The sequence below is a fragment of the Tepidibacter mesophilus genome (assembly GCF_002724055.1).
Taxonomy (GTDB): Bacteria; Bacillota; Clostridia; order Peptostreptococcales; family Peptostreptococcaceae; genus Tepidibacter_A; species Tepidibacter_A mesophilus.
In genome coordinates this window covers 81,848-100,223 of the sequence record NZ_BDQY01000010.1, presented here as the reverse complement: position 1 = coordinate 100,223, position 18,376 = coordinate 81,848, and the positions used below count along the sequence as shown (strand labels likewise).

The window sequence follows — 18,376 nt, the reverse complement described above, 5'->3', positions numbered from 1 at the left end:
AAAAGGATGCCCTTATGATAATGCCGTAGCAGAAGCTACATTTAAGGTTATAAAAACTGAATTTGCTTTCAATAAAATATTTGAAAATTTCGAACAACTAGAATATGAATTATTTGATTATGTAAATTGGTATAACAATCACAGAATACACGGGTCATTAGATTACCTTAGCCCTATAGAATATAGGTTATTGATGTCCGACAAAAAAGTGTCCTAAAAAGTGTTGACAATCCAAATCTAAAAGAGGAACTAAAGTTTTCGATAAAAGAAGCTAAGAAAAATGAAGAAATGCAAATAAAAGAAGCTGAAAAAATGGCTGAACAAGAAGAAATGCTAAATCAGACTAAATACAAAGCATATGATGTAGAAGATACATATCAAACAATTATTGCTAAGAATGCAAATCTAAGGGTTGCTCCAAAACTTGGTTCAGATGTTATAACAACAATTTCAGAGGGAACCGAGTGTTATGTTAATGAAACTAAAGTTGAGAATGCTGAAAGATTCTGGTGTAAGGTTGAATACTATGATGATATGGGAGATTATTATACTGGTTGGGTTTCGTATAATACTATGAATTATAAGTATTAATTATTTAAATCTCATAGTATAAAGATAGCCCCGATAGATATCTATTGGGGCTATTTTTGTGCAGTATTAGCTGGATGAATTTTTATTTTGCCATTTCTAATATCTTAATTACATCTTCTTCATATATCTTAACAAATCTTCCTACAGGGCCTGAAGCTGTGCATTTTCTGGCCATTTCTTGGAATTTATCACAAGGGATATTTTCATCGTCTAACTTTGTAGATATATCTATATCTTTTAAGAAATCTTCGAATTTTTGAATTCCTATAAGAGCTATTTCTTCTTGTATTTTATTGTTATCATTAACACCGAATACCTGCTCTGCAAATCTAGAGAATCTCTCTATATTTTCTTTATATACATACTTCATCCATGCAGGAAGTATTATTGATAAAGTTATTCCGTGTGTTGTTCCATATAAAGCTGTTATTTCGTGACCTATTCTATGACTTGCCCAATCTTCTTCTCTTCCGAGTCCGAGTATTCCGCTGTGAGCCATAGTTCCGCTTAGCATTATCTCGGCTCTTGCGCAGTAGTTGTTAGGGTTATCTAATAGTCTGTATGCATTATTTATAACTGTTCTCATTGTAGCTTCGCATAAATTATCTGTAAGTTCTACATCTTTAGTATTAGTGAAGTATCGCTCCATAACATGAGAAAGTATATCTACTATACCAGCAAAAGTTTGCTTTCTTGGAAGTGTTAATGTTAGTTCTGGATTTAATACTGCAAATTTAGGTCTTAGAAGATCGTTCTCTAGACCTTGCTTTTGAAGTGTTGTTTCATTAGTTATTATTGTAGCTGAGCTACTTTCGCTTCCTGTTGCAGGTATTGTTAATATTACACCTATGGGCATAGCTTTTGTTATTTCTATGTCCTTAGCGAATAAATCCCATACATCACCTTCGTAGTAGATTCCAGCAGCTATAGCTTTTGATGAATCGATAACGCTTCCGCCACCTACAGCTAGTATAAAGTCGATATTATTATCTTTGCAAAGTTTTATACCTTCTTTTACTAAAGATAGTTTTGGGTTTGGTGTTACTCCTGAGAGTTCAATTACCTCTATATTGTTATTATTTAATATATCCATTACTTGGTCATATAAACCTGATTTTTTTATGCTGTCTCTACCGTAGTGTAGAAGTACTTTCTCTGCTGTTTTTGGAATATGATCCTTTATTTTTGAGATAGAGTCTTTTCCAAATATTAATTCTGTAGGGTTATAATAATAGAAACTATTCATTACAAGCCTCCTTTATATAGTCGTGGACTGTAGTATTAAATATATTTACGTATTGATCTCCTGATTTGATAGAGTCTCTATTAGTTATAAATGATTTAGCTGCTAGTATCAAAATTCTTTCAGCATGGATTCTCTCATCTATATTAGCTATATCTGTAATATCTGCAACTTTTGAATCTCCAACAACTCTTCTTATTATTTCAAGTCCAGCTGTTCCAGCTGTATCAGATAGTATAGTATCTAGATACCAATTCATATAGTATTCTTGCTTTGCCATTACGTCTGTTACTGATTCTTTGTATAGTGTTATAAATTTCTGCTTGAATAAAGATATTATATCTTGGATAGTATTTGAAATCCATGAAGTGAATTTTTCTACATCATCGTTATGATTAGTAACGATATTATTTGCCCATGCGAAGAATAAGTTTCCTATTACGTTTCCAAGGTCATATCCAATAGGACCGTAGAATGCAAATTCTGGATCTAATATCTTGGTAGATTCTTGATTTATGAATATAGATCCTGAGTGCAAATCTCCATGTATTAGAGCTTGAGCGTTATTCATAAAGTTGTTTTTAAGCTTGCCAACTTCAAGTATTAATTCTTTGTTATCATATAGTTCTTTTCTTACGAAATCCATGTTTTCTTCTAATATTATGTTTCTACCCTTATAGTCTATATATGGTTCTGTGAATACTAGGTCTTCTGATATTTTACAAAGTTCTTTATTGATAAATTTTTTTACGTTATCTTTCTTCTTAGCTGAATTCATTACTAGGTCTGTAGTAGGTAAGAGTGTATTTACTATGAATGTGGTTACGTGGTCTGCGAGTTTTGGGAATGTCTTTCTTTTTAGAAGTTCTTTTCTTAGATTTATGTGATCAGATATGTCCTCCATTGATAGAGTACACATTATAGGGTCGTATTTATATACTTTTGGAACCAATCCGGGAGCTAGGTTTGATTGAAGCATTAAAACTTCTGCTTCAATTCTATTTCTAGCTATATCTAGAGGATTTCCTGAAGATCTAATAACTACATCAGCATGTTTTATTATTACTGATTTTTGTGTATTTGTATCCCATACTTTAAATACATAGTTTATATTTCCATCTCCAATTTCTTCTGCTCGCAAATTGGCATTTTCGTCGAATATATCTAATTTTTCTTTTGCATATAGTACAGCATCTTCTATATTCATTCTAAAATGTGAGTTAAATTTAGACAATGTATTCACCCCTTAAGTTCATCTATAATCTTAATAATAGTTCTCTACTTTGGATTCGAAATATCTGTATAAATCATAAGGACTAAGTATTCCCTTATCTGTTACCACACCACTTACTAAGCTAGGTGGAGTAATATCAAAAGAAGGGTAGTATCCTTTAACTCCATCCATAGTGTTTTTAATTCCTCTGAATTCTAGTACTTGATTAGGGTCTCTTTCTTCTATTTTAACTTGTGATATGTTAGTGTAGTCTTTGTCTGGTATTCCTGTTACGAAGTATGGAACCTTAAAGTATTTAGCTGCTATAGCTATTTGAAGTGTTCCAACCTTATTTACTATATGTCCATCTAAACATATTGAATCTGCTGCTGATGTAAATAAGTCTATGTTTTTGTTTTGCATAGTAAAGGCAGGCATATTGTCTGTTATTACAGTAACATCAAAGCCTTGGTCATATGCTACACTTGCAGTAAGTCTAGCTCCTTGTAGGTATGGTCTTGTTTCTGGACAAAATAGTTTGATGTTATTATTCCTTGATTTTGCTTCTTTTAGCATCATACCTATTATTGTCTCTCCGAAGCATTGAGTCATTATATTTCCGTTTTGAGGAAACATATCTACTAGATATTTTGCTACTGTTCCTATTCTAGAGTAGCGATTATTCATAGATTTAACTGTATGTTCAAAAATAGCTTCATCAACTTTGTTTCCATTTTCCATGGCAGTCTTAGCAACCTTCAAACACCCATTAACAACCAAAGTCATACGATTTGCTGTCGTAGGTCTTGCATTTGAAAGAGTGAAAGCAGCATTTTCTAAATAATTTATTTGATCTTTATAAGATAAGTTGCTGCATTCATATGCTGCAAGTGCCATCCCCATACCTGCAGCGGTATAAGGACCAGCACTTTGAGTTACCATATCTGCTATAGCTTTAGCAACTTCTTTATGGTTATCACATGTAATGAATTTTACTTTAGTTGGATAAATTCTTCTATCTAATATTCTTACTTTTTTATTATCATACCAAGCTACATTTTCGAATTGTAGCATAAATGCTAAGTCTGTATCTACTCGTTGCATATATATTCCGCCTTTCTGTATGAGGGTATTATTGCTTCATCTTAGGGAAGTTGAACATAATTGCTACTAATCCAAATACTATCATCAATAATGAATATATTGAATAAGGTACTATTTCAACAGGTGATATCTGACCGATTCCTGCAGCCAATAAGAATTGTCCTCCATAAGGAATCAGACCCTGGAATGCAGATGAGAAGATGTCTAAAATACTTGCAGTTCTTCTTGGGTCTATATCATATTCCTTTGATAAGTCTTTTGCTAATGGTCCTGCTGTAATTATAGATATAGTGTTGTTAGTAGTAGCTATATCTATTAAACTAACTAGTGCAGCTATACCTAATTGAGCACCTTTTGCTGTTTTAACCTTAGATGTAACTTTTTCTAATAAATAGTTGATTCCTCCGTAATAATTCATAAGGCCAACAAGTCCACCTACTATAAGAGATATTATAGCTAGATCTTCCATCCATCCCATCCCTCTTTGTAATACACCAAAAAGTTCAACTACAGTAAAATCACCCATGAAAAGTCCTATTACTGCACCAGATCCTATACCAATCCCTAAAACAACCATAACGTTTAAACCTATTAATGCACTACCGATGATAGCTATATATGGTACTATTCTAACTATGGAATATTCATATGTTTCTAGGTTTGCATTTCCACCAGATAAGAAGGTTAAGATTACAAGAGTAACTATAACAGCTGGTAAAACTATCAATCCATTTGCCTTGAATTTGTCTCTAAGCTCTACACCTTGAGTTCTTGTAGCTGCTATTGTTGTATCTGAGATAAATGATAAATTGTCTCCGAATAAAGCACTACCTATAACAGTTCCTAAAACTAGAGGTAAGCTAAGCCCTGTTTGAGAGGCTATACCTACACCTATAGGAGCAAGTGCTGTTATAGTTCCCATTGAAGTACCCATAGAGAATGATAAGATACATCCAACCATAAATAGTCCTGGTAATAACAGGTTTGCAGGTAATATACTTAATCCAAGGTTTACCATAGAACTAACAGCACCCATAGCATCTGCTATAGAGTAAAAAGCTCCAGCTAATAGAAATATAACAACCATTAAAATAATAGTTGGTTCTCCACCAGCTTTAGAAAAAATATCAATTTTATCAGATAAAGATGTATTTGCACCTTCTTTATCAAGTAGTAAAGCAAACGCAGAAGCAAGGATAAAAGCTAGTAGTAGCGGCATATTGTTGAAATTTCCTGTTATAATTCCTGTTCCCATAAATAATAATAAGAAAAATACCAAAGGCAATAATCCTTTAAAACTACTTTTTTTATCTGTTCCTATTTTACTCATTCTATTCCCTCCCAATTAAAACCATATAATTTTAAAGCTGTGGTTAATACTGCTTAAAAGTAGTACAGAATCAACTATTTCTAAGCAACAGAGTCCCAAGACTTATTGGCGACATGAGTCAGCGTGTTAGCGACTAGACGAATTTTTGACTTGGCCGTAGCTTTGAAAAAGTGATACCATTTTATTCATTTCTTCATCTGAAAGTATTTTGGGTTGACCTAAACTTTTGCAGCGACAATATAATTCAGCACAAAATTCAATTTCTTCTGCCTTACTAAAAGCATTAGGTAAGTCTTTTGCTCCTGTCAATAGACCGTGGTTTGCTAAAAACACACCGTATCTGTCCTTCATAGCTTCAAATGCATTCTGGGCAAGCTCTTTAGTTCCAAAAGTTGCGTATTCTGTGCATCTAACATTGTTTCCCCCTGAAACAGCTACTAAATAATTGAGAGCAGGTAGATCCCAATTCATACAAGCTAGAGTAGTTGAATAAGTCGAGTGAACATGAACTACTGAGTTAATATCATCTCTGTTCTTATAAAAGATTTGATGCATTGAGCATTCGCTAGATGGCTTTTGAGTTCCATCAACTATATTTCCATCAAGATCCATTATTATAATGTCTTCTGGCTTTAACTTAAAATAGTCAATTCCACTTGGAGTTATAGCCATTAATTTTTTATCTCTTATAAATATGCTGATATTACCTCCTGTTCCTTTAGTTAAGTTACTTTGAATTAGGTTTTTTCCATATTCGATAATTTGTTCTCTCTCGTTTTGAAATATCAAATATATTCCTCCCTTTCATATATAGATTTAAATTATAGAACTTACTTATAAATAAAAAACTGACACTTAATTAGACTCGATTGTGAAAGTAATTAAGTGTCAGTTTTTTTAAGCTTAGCTATTCAATTAAGTGTGTGGCTGTATCAGCATCTGTTATAAGGACATCTAGATATTTGCCTTTTAATGCTGCTAATATAGATTCATACTTTGACTTACCACCTGCAACTCCTATTACTAGAGCGTCAGACTTATTTGCAAGTATGTTATATCCTATCGTTTTATCGGTATAATCATGATCTACAGGTTTACCAGATTTGTCATACCATCTAAATCCAATATCTCCAACACAATTACGAGATAGAAGGTGATTTGTGTAATCTTCATTAAAGTATAGGGTACTATCTGAATTTAGTTCTCCTATACCAGCCATTATGATATTGCATTTTTCCATGTTTTTAAGAGTAGTTTTAAAGATTTCATCAGAAATTATTGCATCTTTAGTTTCTTTATTTTCTACTATAGCAGGAGCATACAATAAATAGGGGTTTCCACCTAGTTTTTCTGCAATAGTTCTAGTTATTTCATCTGGTCGTAAAGCAGAATATTCTATATCAAGACCTCCTATTAGCTGAACAGCAGGTATTTGCAATTTAGTATTATATGATAATCTATTAGCAACCTCTGATAATGTTTTTCCAAGAGTAACACCTATAGTATCGCCTTTTCCAAGTGTCTTTTCTAAATATTCAGCACCTGCTATACCTAGACATCTAGTTATACTTTTTTCATCTATAGAAGACACTACTACACTTTGAGATAAATTAAATTTTTCTTCAAGTTTTGTTTCAAGATCTAAGTTATACTTGTTTACATCTACTATTTGAATTTGAACTATATTTTCATTAAGAGCTTTTTTTAATAATCTATTCACTTTTTGTCTAGATATAAGCATTTTTTTTGCTATTTCAGCTTGCGTTAATCCTTTTTTATAATAATAGTATGAAACCTTTATAAGTTCTCGATTGTTGTTAGCGGCCATTAAATTCCTCCTTATATTACATATGCTCACTAAATGAAAATATGTAACATTTTAACAGAATTATAACATTAAGGGAAAATTAAAACAATATATATTGGAAAAAAATTCTAATATGGTAAAATATAAAGGTGGGGATTAATACGATTTATTATGGGAACAATTTAGTATGTGGCTAAATAATATATATTAAATCGAAATAATATGCAGAAAGGAAAGATATTTATGTCAATAAAGATAAATTTTATTGATGGGAATTCTTTGATAGTACCCAAAGCAGAATTAACTCAATTACAGATACAACAAATACTACAGTGGTTTGAATCAGAAGGTTCTCCGATTATATCTTTTACTGTAGGGGATGTAACTCATAATTTACCTAGGCATGCTATATATAATATACTTTATGATATTTAATCCAGATAGTGTATAATAGCTGTCTGGGTTTTGTTTTTAAGAACACTAATTCTAACATATGATTGGGCAAAAAATAAAGCTTATTAAAATACCGCTCATGGATTAAAACTTTTGCATAAAACTAAGCATTACAGCTTATTCAATATCCTAAAAGTTCTAAACTCCCGTTGGTCAGACAACGAATTTTTTTAACGGATATTGAAACACTGTAACGCAAGTTTTATACAAAAGTTTTTTAAATCAATCGCTAACATTTTAATAAGCTTTATTTTTAAGTTTAGTGCCTAGAATTTGAGTAGATTCAATAAAAAATCTTTTTAAAAATCTTTTGGTTTTTAATGCGATAACAACTTACTCTACAATAAAAGGAAAATTAAAAATATATCGATTAAGATGTTAGTGACTGCTTTTAGATATTTTGATTTAGATAACTTAGGTTTTGTCGTTTGATAATACGTTAAGAAATTTATGTGTTTGACCGTAGGGAGTTCATAAATTTTAGAATTATTAATAAGACGAAATCTTAGTTTTCTTCAAAATATCGCTGCATGAGCGTTATCTTAATCTATATATTTTGGATAACCCACTGAGTAAAGAATATATGTATTTAAGATCTTTAGAATAAAGATTTTTTATCATATAGAGTAGTTTAGTGAGTAATATTTTTCAAGTTTTTTAACTGCTTGAGACTTAACTCTCTTGACCCAACTATATGATATGTCCATATCTTTTGATATTTCAAGAAGAGTATGTCCTTGTATCAAATTCTTTTCTATAACTTTTATTTCTGTAGCATTTAAAATAGATAATGCTTCTATAGTCTCTATACTTGAAAAGTCTTCAACATAGACTTCCTTAATTTGATTGCCGTTAAAGTCTACACTCACTTCTTTTGAATTAAGCTCGTCCTTTTTTTGATCCCAGTAAAAGCAACTTATCATAAATTTCATATATCCAAGGAATTTGGTGTTCTTTTTAAAGTCAAAGCTATTTATAAGTTCTATTGATTTTATAACTCCATTTTGATAAAGATCCTCGCTTATATATCCGAAGTAGTGTTTACATTTTGAGATTAGAAGTGGTTTTAATATATCTAGTAGCTTTTCAAGTGAATCGGTATCTCCTTGTTGAGACATTTTAACTAATTCATTAATTTCTTCATATGCATTCATTTGGTATCCCCCCTAAATTAACCAAACATACGTTCTGAGAATATTATACCGAACATTTGTTTGGAGTGCAATAGTATATACAAAATAATATGAAAATTTTGTAAGCGTATGGACATACGTTTTCAAAAAATATATAATAGGTGTATAGTAAAAATGAATAATAGTAAAAGGGGAGCTGGAGGAGTCTGGCTGAGAGGAAACCGTATAAATGTTTCGACCCTAATACCTGATCTGGATAATGCCAGCGTAGGAATCATATTGAATTAGTTAATCAATGCTACGCTATATGCGTAGCATTTTTATTATCTAAAAAAGGGGGAAGTACAAATGAAAAAAATGACTACTAAAATGTTAGTAGAAGCAGGCGTAATGATAGCACTTGCACAGATTCTTAGCTATATTAAAATATATGAGGGTCCATTTGGTGGAGCGGTTACTGCTGGAAGTATGATTCCTATAATATTTTATGCTATAAGATGGGGAGTATCTCCGGGAATTTTTGTAGCTATAACTTATGGAATACTTCAATTTATATTGGATACAAAGTATAGTTTTCATATAATGTCTATACTACTTGATTATGTATTGGCATTTGGAGTACTGGGATTTGCAGGATTGTTTAGAGATTCATTAACAGGTGTAGTTCTTGGAACTTGTCTTGGGGTATTTTTAAGGTTCACGTCACATGTATTATCAGGAGCTATAATTTGGGCTTCTTATGCACCAGAGGGAACTAATCCTTGGATTTATTCAATTACTTATAATGCATCGTACTTATTACCTGAGCTTTTAATATCTATAGCTGTAGTGGGATTGCTTTATAAATCATTTAAATCATTGGCTGTTGCTTAGAATAAATACTATTACTTATTTTATAATTTGTGGGTTATCAAAAACTATGTATGAAAATACTGCGAATACAACGATATTTGCTAACATTTTCATATATAGTTTTAGTATTGATGCTACTAGAGTATAAGATTTAGTTCATCCCATTATTTTAATTACAATGATAAAAAACACGCTTATTAAAATTTAAGCTACTGTTATTTCGGTAGTTGGATTTTAATAAGCGTGTTTTTATATACTAAGGGATTATAAAATTTGGGCTCTGTGGATAACATTGATAGAAGAACTACACTTGCAACTAGACGAATTTTTTTATGTAAGATTAAACGAATTTTCATAAGATAAAAATTCAGAAAGTTCAGATGAACATACTGTATGAAGGAATTAATATGTATATAAATATTAATATATTGAACTTGGTACTAAAATATGGTACTATTGCATATGAATAAAATACAAGTGTTCATGATATGAAGACAAAAAGGGAGGGGTAAAAATGTGTACGAACATTATAAATAAAATAGGTGATGATAATTACAGCCAAATGGTTGAGTTAAGACATCAGTTTCATATGTATCCAGAGTTAGGCTATGAGGAGTTTAAGACTGCAAAGACTATTGGAGATGAGCTTGAAAGGTTGGGAATTGAGTATAAAACTAATGTTGCTAAGACGGGTGTTGTAGGTCTTATAAAAGGAAATCATCCTGGTAAGACAGTTCTTCTTCGTGCTGATATGGATGCTTTGCGTATTAATGAGGAAGCAGATGTAGAGTATAAGTCTAGGGTTGAGAATTGTATGCATGCGTGTGGTCATGATGGACATATGGCAGGTCTTTTGGGTGCTGCTATGATATTAAATGATATGAAGGATAAGATTCATGGAAATGTAAAGCTTATATTCCAACCAGCAGAGGAAGAACAAGGTGGAGCCAAGCCTATGATAGATGAGGGAATTATGGAAAATCCTAAGGTAGATGCAGCTTTTGGATGTCATCTATGGGGGGAAATGCTTGAAGGGGAGGTTCATGTAAGAAAAGGAGCTATGATGGCTGCACCAGATTTATTTAGATTTACAGTAAAGGGAAAAGGTGGACATGGAGCAGTTCCTCATCTTAGTGTGGATCCTATTGTTATAGCTGCTCAAGTTATTAATAATATTCAATCTATTGTAAGTAGGAGAATAAGTCCTCTTGAGAGTGCAGTTATATCTTTTGGCTGTATTAATGGGGGAAAAAGTCATAATGTTATACCTAATGATGTAGAGGTTGTAGGTACTGTTAGAACTTTTAGTGAGGAACATAGAAAGTTTATACCAAGGGCCATGGAGGATATATTAAAGGCAGTAACTGAGTGTCAAGGAGCAAGCTATGAATTTAAATATGAAGAAAAATATCCAGCTCTTATAAATGATGAAAAAATGACTGAGCTTGCTAGAAATTCATTTAAGAAGATATTAGGAGAAGATAAAGTGTTTGACATGAAGGAACCTACTATGGGTGGAGAAGATTTTGCGTATTTTGGGCAATTAGTTCCATCATCTTTTATATTTGTAGGAATTAGTAAGGATAATGATAATTTAGTAGCTCATCATCATCCTAAGTTCAAGTGGAATGATAAGAATGTACTTACTATTGCTAAGGGGCTTGCTCAGACTGCAATAGATTATTTGAGTGAGTAAAGGGGAGGAGTATTATGGAAAAAGTACAAGTTAAGGAGAATAAACTTTTTAGTAGATTTTTAAATGGGATTGAGATAGTGGGAAATAAGCTGCCTGATCCTGTAACTTTATTCGTTATTTTATGTGGACTAATAATTATATTGTCTAAGATATTATTTATGGGAAATGTATCTGTAATTCATCCATTAACTAAAGAAACTGTAAGTGTAGTAGATCTTATGAGTAAGGATGGACTTAGGGGTATATTAACAGGTATTGTAGGAAACTTTCAAGGATTCCCACCATTAGGTTTGGTTTTAGTTGTTATGCTTGGTGCTGGCGTTGCTGAAAAGTCAGGACTTATGGAAACAGCTCTTAAGAATTCTATTAGTAAGGTTCCAAGAAGTTTAATTACAGGTATGATAATATTTGTAGGAATACTTGCTAATGCAGCTGGAGATGCAGGATTTATAGTTTTACCTCCACTTGCTGCTATAGTATTTCTTGGAATAGGAAGACATCCTCTTATAGGAATGTTTGCAGCTTATGCTGGTGTTGCTGGTGGTTTTTCTGCTAATATTATGGTGAGTATGATAGATGTTTTGCTAGGAGGATTTACTATACCTGCTGCTCAAATGATAGATCCTAGCTATCAAGCGACCCCTGCTATGAACTTTTATTTTCTTTTAGTTTCTACTGGTGCAATTCTTATAGCATCTGTAATTATAACTGAGAAAATAATAGCTCCTAGATTTGACAAATATGAAGGAGATTCAGATACTGAAGCTGTATGTGAAATTAACGAATATGAAAAGAAAGGGCTTAAATGGGCAGGCATATCTTTACTTTTTATTGCAGTTGTATTAGTTGGTCTTTGTATAGGTGATAATGCATTTATGAAAGATCCTGAGACTAATTCACTACTAGCGCCTAAGGCACCTCTTATGAAAGGTCTTGTACCTATAATAACTTTGATGTTCTTCATTCCTGGACTAATATATGGAAAGATAACTAAAAAAATAAAAAGTGATAAAGATGTAGTTGCTATGATGGGGCAATCTATGAGTGAGATGGGTATGTATATAGTGCTTGCATTTGCTGCATCTCAATTCTTAGCTTTATTTACAATTAGTAATATAGGGGTAATAATATCTGTAAAAGGCGCAGAGTCATTAAAGGATATGGGTTTCACTGGATTTGGGCTTATAATTGGATTTATTATATTGTCTGGATTTATAAATTTATTTGTAGGAAGTGCTTCAGCGAAATGGGCTATAATGGCTCCTGTATTTGTTCCTATGTTCTTGCTCCTTGATTATAATCCAGCTTTGACACAAGTGGCTTATCGTATAGGAGATTCAATCACTAATCCTATAAGTCCACTTTTCCCATACTTTCCTATAATTCTAGCTTTTGCTAGAAAGTATGATAAGAAAGCTGGAATGGGAACTATAATGGCAAATATGATTCCGTATTCAATAGCTTATGGAATACTATGGATAATATTACTGGTTGTATTTATGAAATTCAATATTCCTTTAGGACCTGGGGCTGGAATATATATGTAATCTAAGTGAAGATTTTATAGTGCTTAAATGAAAAATGAAGCTTATAAAAATAACGCTTATGTGTTAAATGTTTTTTATAAAACTAAGTATTACATTTTATTGAATATCCTAAAAGTTCTAAACTCACTACGTTTAGACAACGAACTTTCTTAACGGATATTCAAACGCTGTAACACAAGTTTTATACAAAAACATTTAAATCATTCGCTAACATTTTTATAAGCTTCATTTTTAGGTGTAGTGATTAGAGTTTATGTAGATTTAAGAAAAAATATTTTTAAAGACATATACATATTTTGATAACCCACAAATTTAAAGGTAAGATTACTGTACTTCTATTCTAGAAATCACATTATTCAACTTGTTAATACTCTGGGTTAAATTCTCAAGCTTTTCTTCTATCCTTGTTAAAAGATATATAGACAAAACTATTGGAAAACCCACATTAGAAACAAGTCCTAAAATCTCATTCATAATATACCTCCTTATACTCAAAAAGGGGCTAAAATTAGCCCCCCTTCTCAATTAGTTAATATGAATATTTTCAGTTTGAGTAGTTACAATCTCAGCTGATTCTTTCTTAACTATGCTTTCTCCATTGAACTTAAACAGATCTTTAGAAACTATGTAATCCATCAAAGCATCTATAGCGCTATCATCAACATCATCTTTTAAGCTATTAACCTTAACAGTCACCTTCTTACCATCAGATTTAATAAATTTCATATCAAGTCTCTTTTCCATAATATTACCCCCTATATTTTCATTTTCTCTCTCAAAATTTAAAATGATTTAAGTAAATTGATTAAGAACTACTCTAAAAATATATCTATGAAAATGTTAGTGATTGCTTTTAGATATTTTGAATTAGAGAACTTAGGTTTTGTCGTTTGATAATCTGTTAAAAAGTTTATTTGTTTGACCAAAGGGAGTTTAGAAACTTTAGGATTATCAATAAGACGAAATCTTAGTTTTCTTCAAAATATCGTTGCATGAACGGTATTCTCATATATATATTTTGGCTACTGTAACTACTCGCTTAAATCAGTATCAACTACCTTCTTCACTTCAACCAAAGAATTGCTCTGCATACCCTTCATTAAAGTAGTGATTCCAAATAAATCTTCATCAGTTGCGTCTAATTTCAAGTTCTTGATAGATGTCGTCTTGAACTTTTCAACCCCTTTCTCATTAAGACCTAAAGAATACTTTAATTTTAAACTTGTTCCTGTTTTAATACTTGTTATTGCCATGTTATCATCCCCTTTCAACTCTATATATGGATATAAAAAAATAAAAGGTGCACTGAAGATGTAATTTATTTACAAATTTATAGTATAATAATAAAGGATAGATATTAATAAGGAGGGTAAGGTATGAATTTGAAAAGAATTATTTTAACTATTTTTACAGTATTTTTGGTATTGGGGGGTTCTATACTATCTTTTGCTGATTCTAAGGTATCAAAGGAAGAGGCAAAGAAGACAGCTGAGAATGCTTTAAAGAACTATTTAGGTATTGAATTAGACGATAAATTTGAGTCTAGAATAGAATTTAGAAATGAAAGATATGAAGACAGGTCTGTATGGAATATTGACTGGAATAAATCTGAAGGTGATATACACATAAATATAGATGCAGAGATAGATTCTAGTAATGGAAAAATAGTAGAATTAAGATATCATAACTGGAATAGGAATGATGATAATATAGTAATTCCTACTATGACAAAAGAAGAAGCTAAAAAAATAGCTGATGATTTTTTAAGAAAAATAAATCCTGTTGAAAGTACTAAAGTGAAGCTTAATGATGATAATTATTGGGCAGAAAGATTTAGAGGAGAAGAGTATTCATTTAACTATGTAAGACAGGAAAATGGAGTTGGTTTTAATCAAGATAATATACAGATAGGAGTAAATGGAATTACAGGTAAAATTGAATCGTATAGATTTGATTGGGATTATAATGTAAAATTTGATGATAACAAAGAAGTTATAGATAAAGATAAGGCAAAGCAGATATTAAAGGATAATACAGATATGAAGCTTGTATATTCTGATGTAGATAAAAATGATGATGATAAACCTGAAAGTATAGATCTGGCTTATAAGTCATACAATGAAAAAGGATTTTTAGTAGATGCGAAAACTGGAGAAATGCTAAGATGGGATGGCTCTAAAGAAGAATTAAAGTATAAGGATATAAAAGATGAAGAAAAAGAAAAAATATATAACAATAGTACTAAGCCTCAAAAACGCAGCAAAGAATTAACAGAAAAAGAAGCTAAAGATATAATTAATTCTATTGCAAAAGACTTTATAAAAGATGATTTTAAAATTGATAGATTTAGATATGAAGAAGATGATGATTATTATATGAATAGAGGAAGAAAAGTATGGGAAGCTGATTTGAATATTAAAGACAAAGATATGGATGGAAATATATCAATAGATGCACTTACAGGTGAAATCATATCTTTTGATATTTATAGATTTAATGATGAAGATGAAGATTTTACTCCTAAAATTACTTGGAATGAAGGATATGATAAGGCTATAGATGTTTTAAGCAAGTACTATGGATATAATATAAAAAATATAGATACTAAATTATTAGAACAAAAAGGTTATCATTATATAAATGGTAAAAAAATAAATTCAGATTCATATTACTATGATTTTGCAAGAATTAATAATAAAATGAATTATGAAAATAATAATATATCTGTATCTGTTGATGCAATAACTGGTGAGGTTACAAGAGTAGATTATGTATGGAACAATGATGCTAAATTCATAACAGTAGATAATGTAATTGATAAAGAAAAGGCAAAGGATATATACTTTGACAATAGTAAAATTGAATTAGGTTATACTACTATTAATGATAACAAAGAAAATAATAGAAAAGCAACTCTAGCTTATTCATTAGAAGATATGTATGGATTAGATAAAATTGATGCAATCACTGGGAAAAAATTGGATTATAATGGAGAAGAATTTAAGAATAAGGATGATAAAGACTATTCAGATAAAATAAAAGATCATTGGGCTAAAAAAGAACTTACAATATTGAGTGATAGCTATATAATAGATCTTAAAACATTTGAACCAAATAATGAAATATCTAAAATAGATGCTATAAAGATGATTGTAAATGCAAAAGGATACAATACTTATAGAACAAGTGATATAAAGGATCTTAAATTTAAAGATATAAAAAATGATGATGAAGATATGTCTTATATAAAGCTTGCGATTGAGTATGGATTTGTAGAAAATAAAGAAGAAAATTTCAACAAAGATGCTAAGATAACAAGACAAGAGATGACTAAGATGATAGTTAAACTTATAGACAAAGAACAAATGGCAAATATGAAAGATGTATATTCACTTGGATTTAATGATGAAGATAGTATAGATAATGACTACAAGGGATATGTAGCTGTATGTAAGGGACTTGGAATAGTAGCTGGAGACAACTCAAGCTTTAGACCTAAGGACAATGCTACTATGACGGAAATGGCAGTATCTGTATACAAGGCTTTATCCAAGTCTGGAATAAAATAATGATAAGATAATATAATGTACCCTATAAAGTAGGCAATTAAAAAACCTATTTTATAGGGTATTTTGTGTTAAATTTAGATATGAGTTTGGTATCACTATTCATATTGCAAAAATAAACCATAATATGGTATTATCATCTTATGTATACAAAAAAAGTAAGGGGGATTTTTTTATGAAGAATAGATGGATTTTGAGTTTATTTATATTAGTTTTTATAATGAGTAGTTGTGTATCTATTTTTGCAAATGAGAATTTGAGTGGGGATGAAGCGAAGAAGATAGCTACTGATGCTGTTGAGAAATACTTTGATATAGATATTGATAATAATTTTGAAGTTACGGCTGAGGAAAGTTATGAAGAAGGAGCTTGGGATATAAACATATGTAGAGAAGATGAAAATTATGTAGATGTAGACGTTTATATTGAACCTGATAAAACTGTGTCCAGTGTTTCTATATACGGAGACGTTGAAAGTGATAAGCAAATAACTAAGACTGAGGCTAGAAAACTAGCAGACAATGTAGTAAATAAAATGCACTCAGATAAAGTTAAAAACACTAAATGTATAGAAAAAGAAGATGAATATAGCTTTAATTTTGAATATAATAGAATTTTAAATGAAGTAGAGTTTGATCAAGAAGGAATATATATAACTGTAGATAAAGAAACGGGTAGATTATCTGAGTATAGCTTGAATTGGAATAAGGATATGGATATTCCAAAGGTTGAAAATGTAATAGACAAATCTAAGGCTGCAAAGATTATACAAGATAACATAGAGATGAAACCTATGTATATGAATATATATGATGAAGATGGAAATGAGAAAGTAAGTCTTGTATATAATCCGTATTATAAAACTTCAAGCATGGTAGATGCCAAAGACGGTGAGCTTGAGTATTATATAAAGAATATAGACCAAGATATGATGAGTAAAGAAAATTATAAAGAATCTGTATCAGTAAAAACACCAAACTATAATTTAAATGAGCAAGAGACTAGAGATTTGGTAACGCAAAAAATTAAAGAGTTATTAAATAAAGATATAACTATAACTAGTATAGAAGAGCTTGCGGATGATGAGAGTAAAAAGACATCAAAAGGACAAGCTTGGGGAGCTAAATTTAGTTATAAAGATCAAGAAGGAAATGAAGCAAATGGAAAGATAGTAATAGATAAAAATAATAAAGAAATAATACATATGGACACTGATTTTGAGATATGGGATGAAACAGATGTAAAGCCAAAGTACACATGGGAAGATGGATATGAAAGAGCTTTACAAGCTATAAAAGATAGTTGTCAGAGTAAAGGAATAAATATAGATACTGAAATGACAAAAGAGGCAGGTTATTATGAGGATAAAGAAGGCAATGTAACTTATGATAAGGTTGGAAGCTATTCTTTTAATAGAGTCGTAAATGGAGTAGTTTATAGAGATAATGATGTAAGTGTTTATGTAGATTTAAATACAAATAATGTATTAGCTATAGAATCCGAATGGGACAATACTAAAGTATTTTCAGATAAGAATAAAGCTTTAGACATTGAGAAGGTAAAACAGGCATATCTTGATAAAAACGAAGTAAAGCTTTGCTATGTAACTATATATGATCAAGAAAGTGATAAAAAAGAGATAAAATTGATGTACAAGATGATTGAAAAAGGTGGAATGGAAGATATCAAACATATAGATGCTTTAACTGGGGAATTTTTAGATTATTCAGGTGATGTAATAAAGAAGAATTAATTAGATGGCTAAATTAGCCATCTTTTTTCTTGGTTATGTGAGTTACTATTTAACACATACGAGATATTTTAATGTTATTTATTTTGGA

At 30.7% G+C, this 18,376-nt stretch carries 18 protein-coding genes and 1 riboswitch; of the genes, 8 read left to right on the top strand and 10 right to left on the bottom strand.

Annotation, left to right across the window (positions count from 1 at the left end):
* Positions 1 to 217 (top strand): IS3 family transposase (locus tag Tmeso_RS08430; protein WP_145993143.1); only part of this gene is annotated, 217 nt, incomplete at its 5' end.
* A gap of 71 nt (positions 218 to 288) precedes the next feature.
* Positions 289 to 591 (top strand): SH3 domain-containing protein, encoded by a 303-nt coding sequence (locus Tmeso_RS08425; protein WP_099190159.1) that lies wholly within the window; start codon positions 289 to 291, stop codon positions 589 to 591.
* An 82-nt stretch (positions 592 to 673) separates the two neighbouring features.
* On the opposite strand, the gene Tmeso_RS08420 is transcribed toward Tmeso_RS08425, so the two are convergent.
* The 6 genes from Tmeso_RS08420 to Tmeso_RS08395 all read right to left on the bottom strand — a co-directional run bounded on the left by Tmeso_RS08420 (position 674) and on the right by Tmeso_RS08395 (position 7,309).
* The gene (locus Tmeso_RS08420; RefSeq protein WP_099190157.1) at positions 674 to 1,837 is read right to left on the bottom strand and encodes an iron-containing alcohol dehydrogenase; all 1,164 of its coding nucleotides are present in this window, start codon (positions 1,835 to 1,837) and stop codon (positions 674 to 676) included.
* Positions 1,830 to 3,068, bottom strand: coding sequence for an S-methyl-5-thioribose kinase (gene mtnK / locus Tmeso_RS08415; protein WP_099190155.1), 1,239 nt, complete (start codon positions 3,066 to 3,068; stop codon positions 1,830 to 1,832). Before mtnK ends, Tmeso_RS08420 begins: the two co-directional genes overlap by 8 nt.
* Positions 3,069 to 3,098: 30 nt before the next feature.
* Positions 3,099 to 4,151 (bottom strand): S-methyl-5-thioribose-1-phosphate isomerase, encoded by a 1,053-nt coding sequence (locus tag Tmeso_RS08410; protein WP_099190153.1) that lies wholly within the window; start codon positions 4,149 to 4,151, stop codon positions 3,099 to 3,101.
* 28 nt (positions 4,152 to 4,179) lie between these two features.
* On the bottom strand, positions 4,180 to 5,481 hold the full coding sequence (locus Tmeso_RS08405) for a Na+/H+ antiporter NhaC family protein (protein WP_099190151.1): 1,302 nt from the start codon (positions 5,479 to 5,481) through the stop codon (positions 4,180 to 4,182).
* A gap of 126 nt (positions 5,482 to 5,607) precedes the next feature.
* Positions 5,608 to 6,270 carry an L-fuculose-phosphate aldolase gene (locus Tmeso_RS08400; protein ID WP_099190149.1) on the bottom strand — a complete coding sequence of 221 codons (663 nt, stop codon included), beginning with the start codon at positions 6,268 to 6,270 and terminating at the stop codon, positions 5,608 to 5,610.
* A 118-nt stretch (positions 6,271 to 6,388) separates the two neighbouring features.
* Positions 6,389 to 7,309, bottom strand: a complete 921-nt coding sequence (locus tag Tmeso_RS08395; RefSeq protein WP_099190147.1) for a sugar-binding transcriptional regulator — start codon at positions 7,307 to 7,309, stop codon at positions 6,389 to 6,391.
* Positions 7,310 to 7,531: 222 nt separating this feature from the next.
* On the opposite strand from Tmeso_RS08395, the gene Tmeso_RS08390 reads away from it, so the two are divergent.
* Complete coding sequence (locus tag Tmeso_RS08390; protein WP_099190145.1) at positions 7,532 to 7,723, top strand: hypothetical protein; 192 nt, start codon at positions 7,532 to 7,534, stop codon at positions 7,721 to 7,723.
* 635 nt (positions 7,724 to 8,358) lie between these two features.
* On the opposite strand, the gene Tmeso_RS08385 is transcribed toward Tmeso_RS08390, so the two are convergent.
* Positions 8,359 to 8,895, bottom strand: a complete 537-nt coding sequence (locus tag Tmeso_RS08385) for a sigma-70 family RNA polymerase sigma factor (protein WP_099190143.1) — start codon at positions 8,893 to 8,895, stop codon at positions 8,359 to 8,361.
* A 158-nt stretch (positions 8,896 to 9,053) separates the two neighbouring features.
* Positions 9,054 to 9,166, top strand: a riboswitch (TPP riboswitch).
* Between the two features lie 56 nt (positions 9,167 to 9,222).
* Here Tmeso_RS08385 and thiT point away from each other — a divergent pair.
* From thiT to Tmeso_RS08370, 3 genes are all read left to right on the top strand, one after another.
* Positions 9,223 to 9,747 (top strand): energy-coupled thiamine transporter ThiT, encoded by a 525-nt coding sequence (gene thiT, locus Tmeso_RS08380; protein WP_099190141.1) that lies wholly within the window; start codon positions 9,223 to 9,225, stop codon positions 9,745 to 9,747.
* 493 nt (positions 9,748 to 10,240) lie between these two features.
* Positions 10,241 to 11,422 (top strand): M20 metallopeptidase family protein, encoded by a 1,182-nt coding sequence (locus tag Tmeso_RS08375; protein ID WP_099190139.1) that lies wholly within the window; start codon positions 10,241 to 10,243, stop codon positions 11,420 to 11,422.
* A 14-nt stretch (positions 11,423 to 11,436) separates the two neighbouring features.
* On the top strand, positions 11,437 to 12,969 hold the full coding sequence (locus Tmeso_RS08370; RefSeq protein ID WP_099190137.1) for an AbgT family transporter: 1,533 nt from the start codon (positions 11,437 to 11,439) through the stop codon (positions 12,967 to 12,969).
* Positions 12,970 to 13,293: 324 nt separating this feature from the next.
* Here the strand turns inward: Tmeso_RS08370 and Tmeso_RS08365 are convergent, their stop codons facing one another.
* The 3 genes from Tmeso_RS08365 to Tmeso_RS08355 form a co-directional block, all read right to left on the bottom strand.
* A complete protein-coding gene (locus Tmeso_RS08365; RefSeq protein WP_099190136.1) occupies positions 13,294 to 13,443 on the bottom strand; it encodes a YvrJ family protein in 150 nt (49 codons plus the stop codon).
* Positions 13,444 to 13,494: 51 nt separating this feature from the next.
* On the bottom strand, positions 13,495 to 13,713 hold the full coding sequence (locus tag Tmeso_RS08360) for a DUF2922 domain-containing protein (protein WP_099190134.1): 219 nt from the start codon (positions 13,711 to 13,713) through the stop codon (positions 13,495 to 13,497).
* A gap of 287 nt (positions 13,714 to 14,000) precedes the next feature.
* Positions 14,001 to 14,222 carry a DUF1659 domain-containing protein gene (locus Tmeso_RS08355; protein ID WP_099190132.1) on the bottom strand — a complete coding sequence of 74 codons (222 nt, stop codon included), beginning with the start codon at positions 14,220 to 14,222 and terminating at the stop codon, positions 14,001 to 14,003.
* Between the two features lie 123 nt (positions 14,223 to 14,345).
* Between Tmeso_RS08355 and Tmeso_RS08350 the strand changes: the two genes are divergently transcribed.
* Both Tmeso_RS08350 and Tmeso_RS08345 read left to right on the top strand, forming a co-directional pair.
* Positions 14,346 to 16,538, top strand: coding sequence for a YcdB/YcdC domain-containing protein (locus Tmeso_RS08350; protein ID WP_099190130.1), 2,193 nt, complete (start codon positions 14,346 to 14,348; stop codon positions 16,536 to 16,538).
* Positions 16,539 to 16,710: 172 nt separating this feature from the next.
* Entirely contained in the window at positions 16,711 to 18,288 is a 1,578-nt protein-coding gene (locus Tmeso_RS08345; protein WP_099190128.1) for a YcdB/YcdC domain-containing protein, read from the top strand.
* Positions 18,289 to 18,376 lie beyond the last annotated feature (88 nt).

Excerpts from the sequence above, each read along its gene's own strand:
- thiT (WP_099190141.1), top strand. The coding sequence starts at position 9,223 with ATGAAAAAAATGACTACTAAAATGTTAGTAGAAGCAGGCGTAATGATA.
- Tmeso_RS08425 (WP_099190159.1), top strand. The coding sequence starts at position 289 with ATGCAAATAAAAGAAGCTGAAAAAATGGCTGAACAAGAAGAAATGCTA.
- Tmeso_RS08365 (WP_099190136.1), bottom strand. The coding sequence starts at position 13,443 with ATGAATGAGATTTTAGGACTTGTTTCTAATGTGGGTTTTCCAATAGTT.
- Tmeso_RS08385 (WP_099190143.1), bottom strand. The coding sequence starts at position 8,895 with ATGAATGCATATGAAGAAATTAATGAATTAGTTAAAATGTCTCAACAA.
- Tmeso_RS08370 (WP_099190137.1), top strand. The coding sequence starts at position 11,437 with ATGGAAAAAGTACAAGTTAAGGAGAATAAACTTTTTAGTAGATTTTTA.
- Tmeso_RS08420 (WP_099190157.1), bottom strand. The coding sequence starts at position 1,837 with ATGAATAGTTTCTATTATTATAACCCTACAGAATTAATATTTGGAAAA.
- Tmeso_RS08360 (WP_099190134.1), bottom strand. The coding sequence starts at position 13,713 with ATGGAAAAGAGACTTGATATGAAATTTATTAAATCTGATGGTAAGAAG.
- Tmeso_RS08390 (WP_099190145.1), top strand. The coding sequence starts at position 7,532 with ATGTCAATAAAGATAAATTTTATTGATGGGAATTCTTTGATAGTACCC.
- Tmeso_RS08375 (WP_099190139.1), top strand. The coding sequence starts at position 10,241 with ATGTGTACGAACATTATAAATAAAATAGGTGATGATAATTACAGCCAA.
- Tmeso_RS08405 (WP_099190151.1), bottom strand. The coding sequence starts at position 5,481 with ATGAGTAAAATAGGAACAGATAAAAAAAGTAGTTTTAAAGGATTATTG.
- Tmeso_RS08350 (WP_099190130.1), top strand. The coding sequence starts at position 14,346 with ATGAATTTGAAAAGAATTATTTTAACTATTTTTACAGTATTTTTGGTA.
- Tmeso_RS08345 (WP_099190128.1), top strand. The coding sequence starts at position 16,711 with ATGAAGAATAGATGGATTTTGAGTTTATTTATATTAGTTTTTATAATG.
- Tmeso_RS08395 (WP_099190147.1), bottom strand. The coding sequence starts at position 7,309 with ATGGCCGCTAACAACAATCGAGAACTTATAAAGGTTTCATACTATTAT.
- Tmeso_RS08355 (WP_099190132.1), bottom strand. The coding sequence starts at position 14,222 with ATGGCAATAACAAGTATTAAAACAGGAACAAGTTTAAAATTAAAGTAT.
- Tmeso_RS08410 (WP_099190153.1), bottom strand. The coding sequence starts at position 4,151 with ATGCAACGAGTAGATACAGACTTAGCATTTATGCTACAATTCGAAAAT.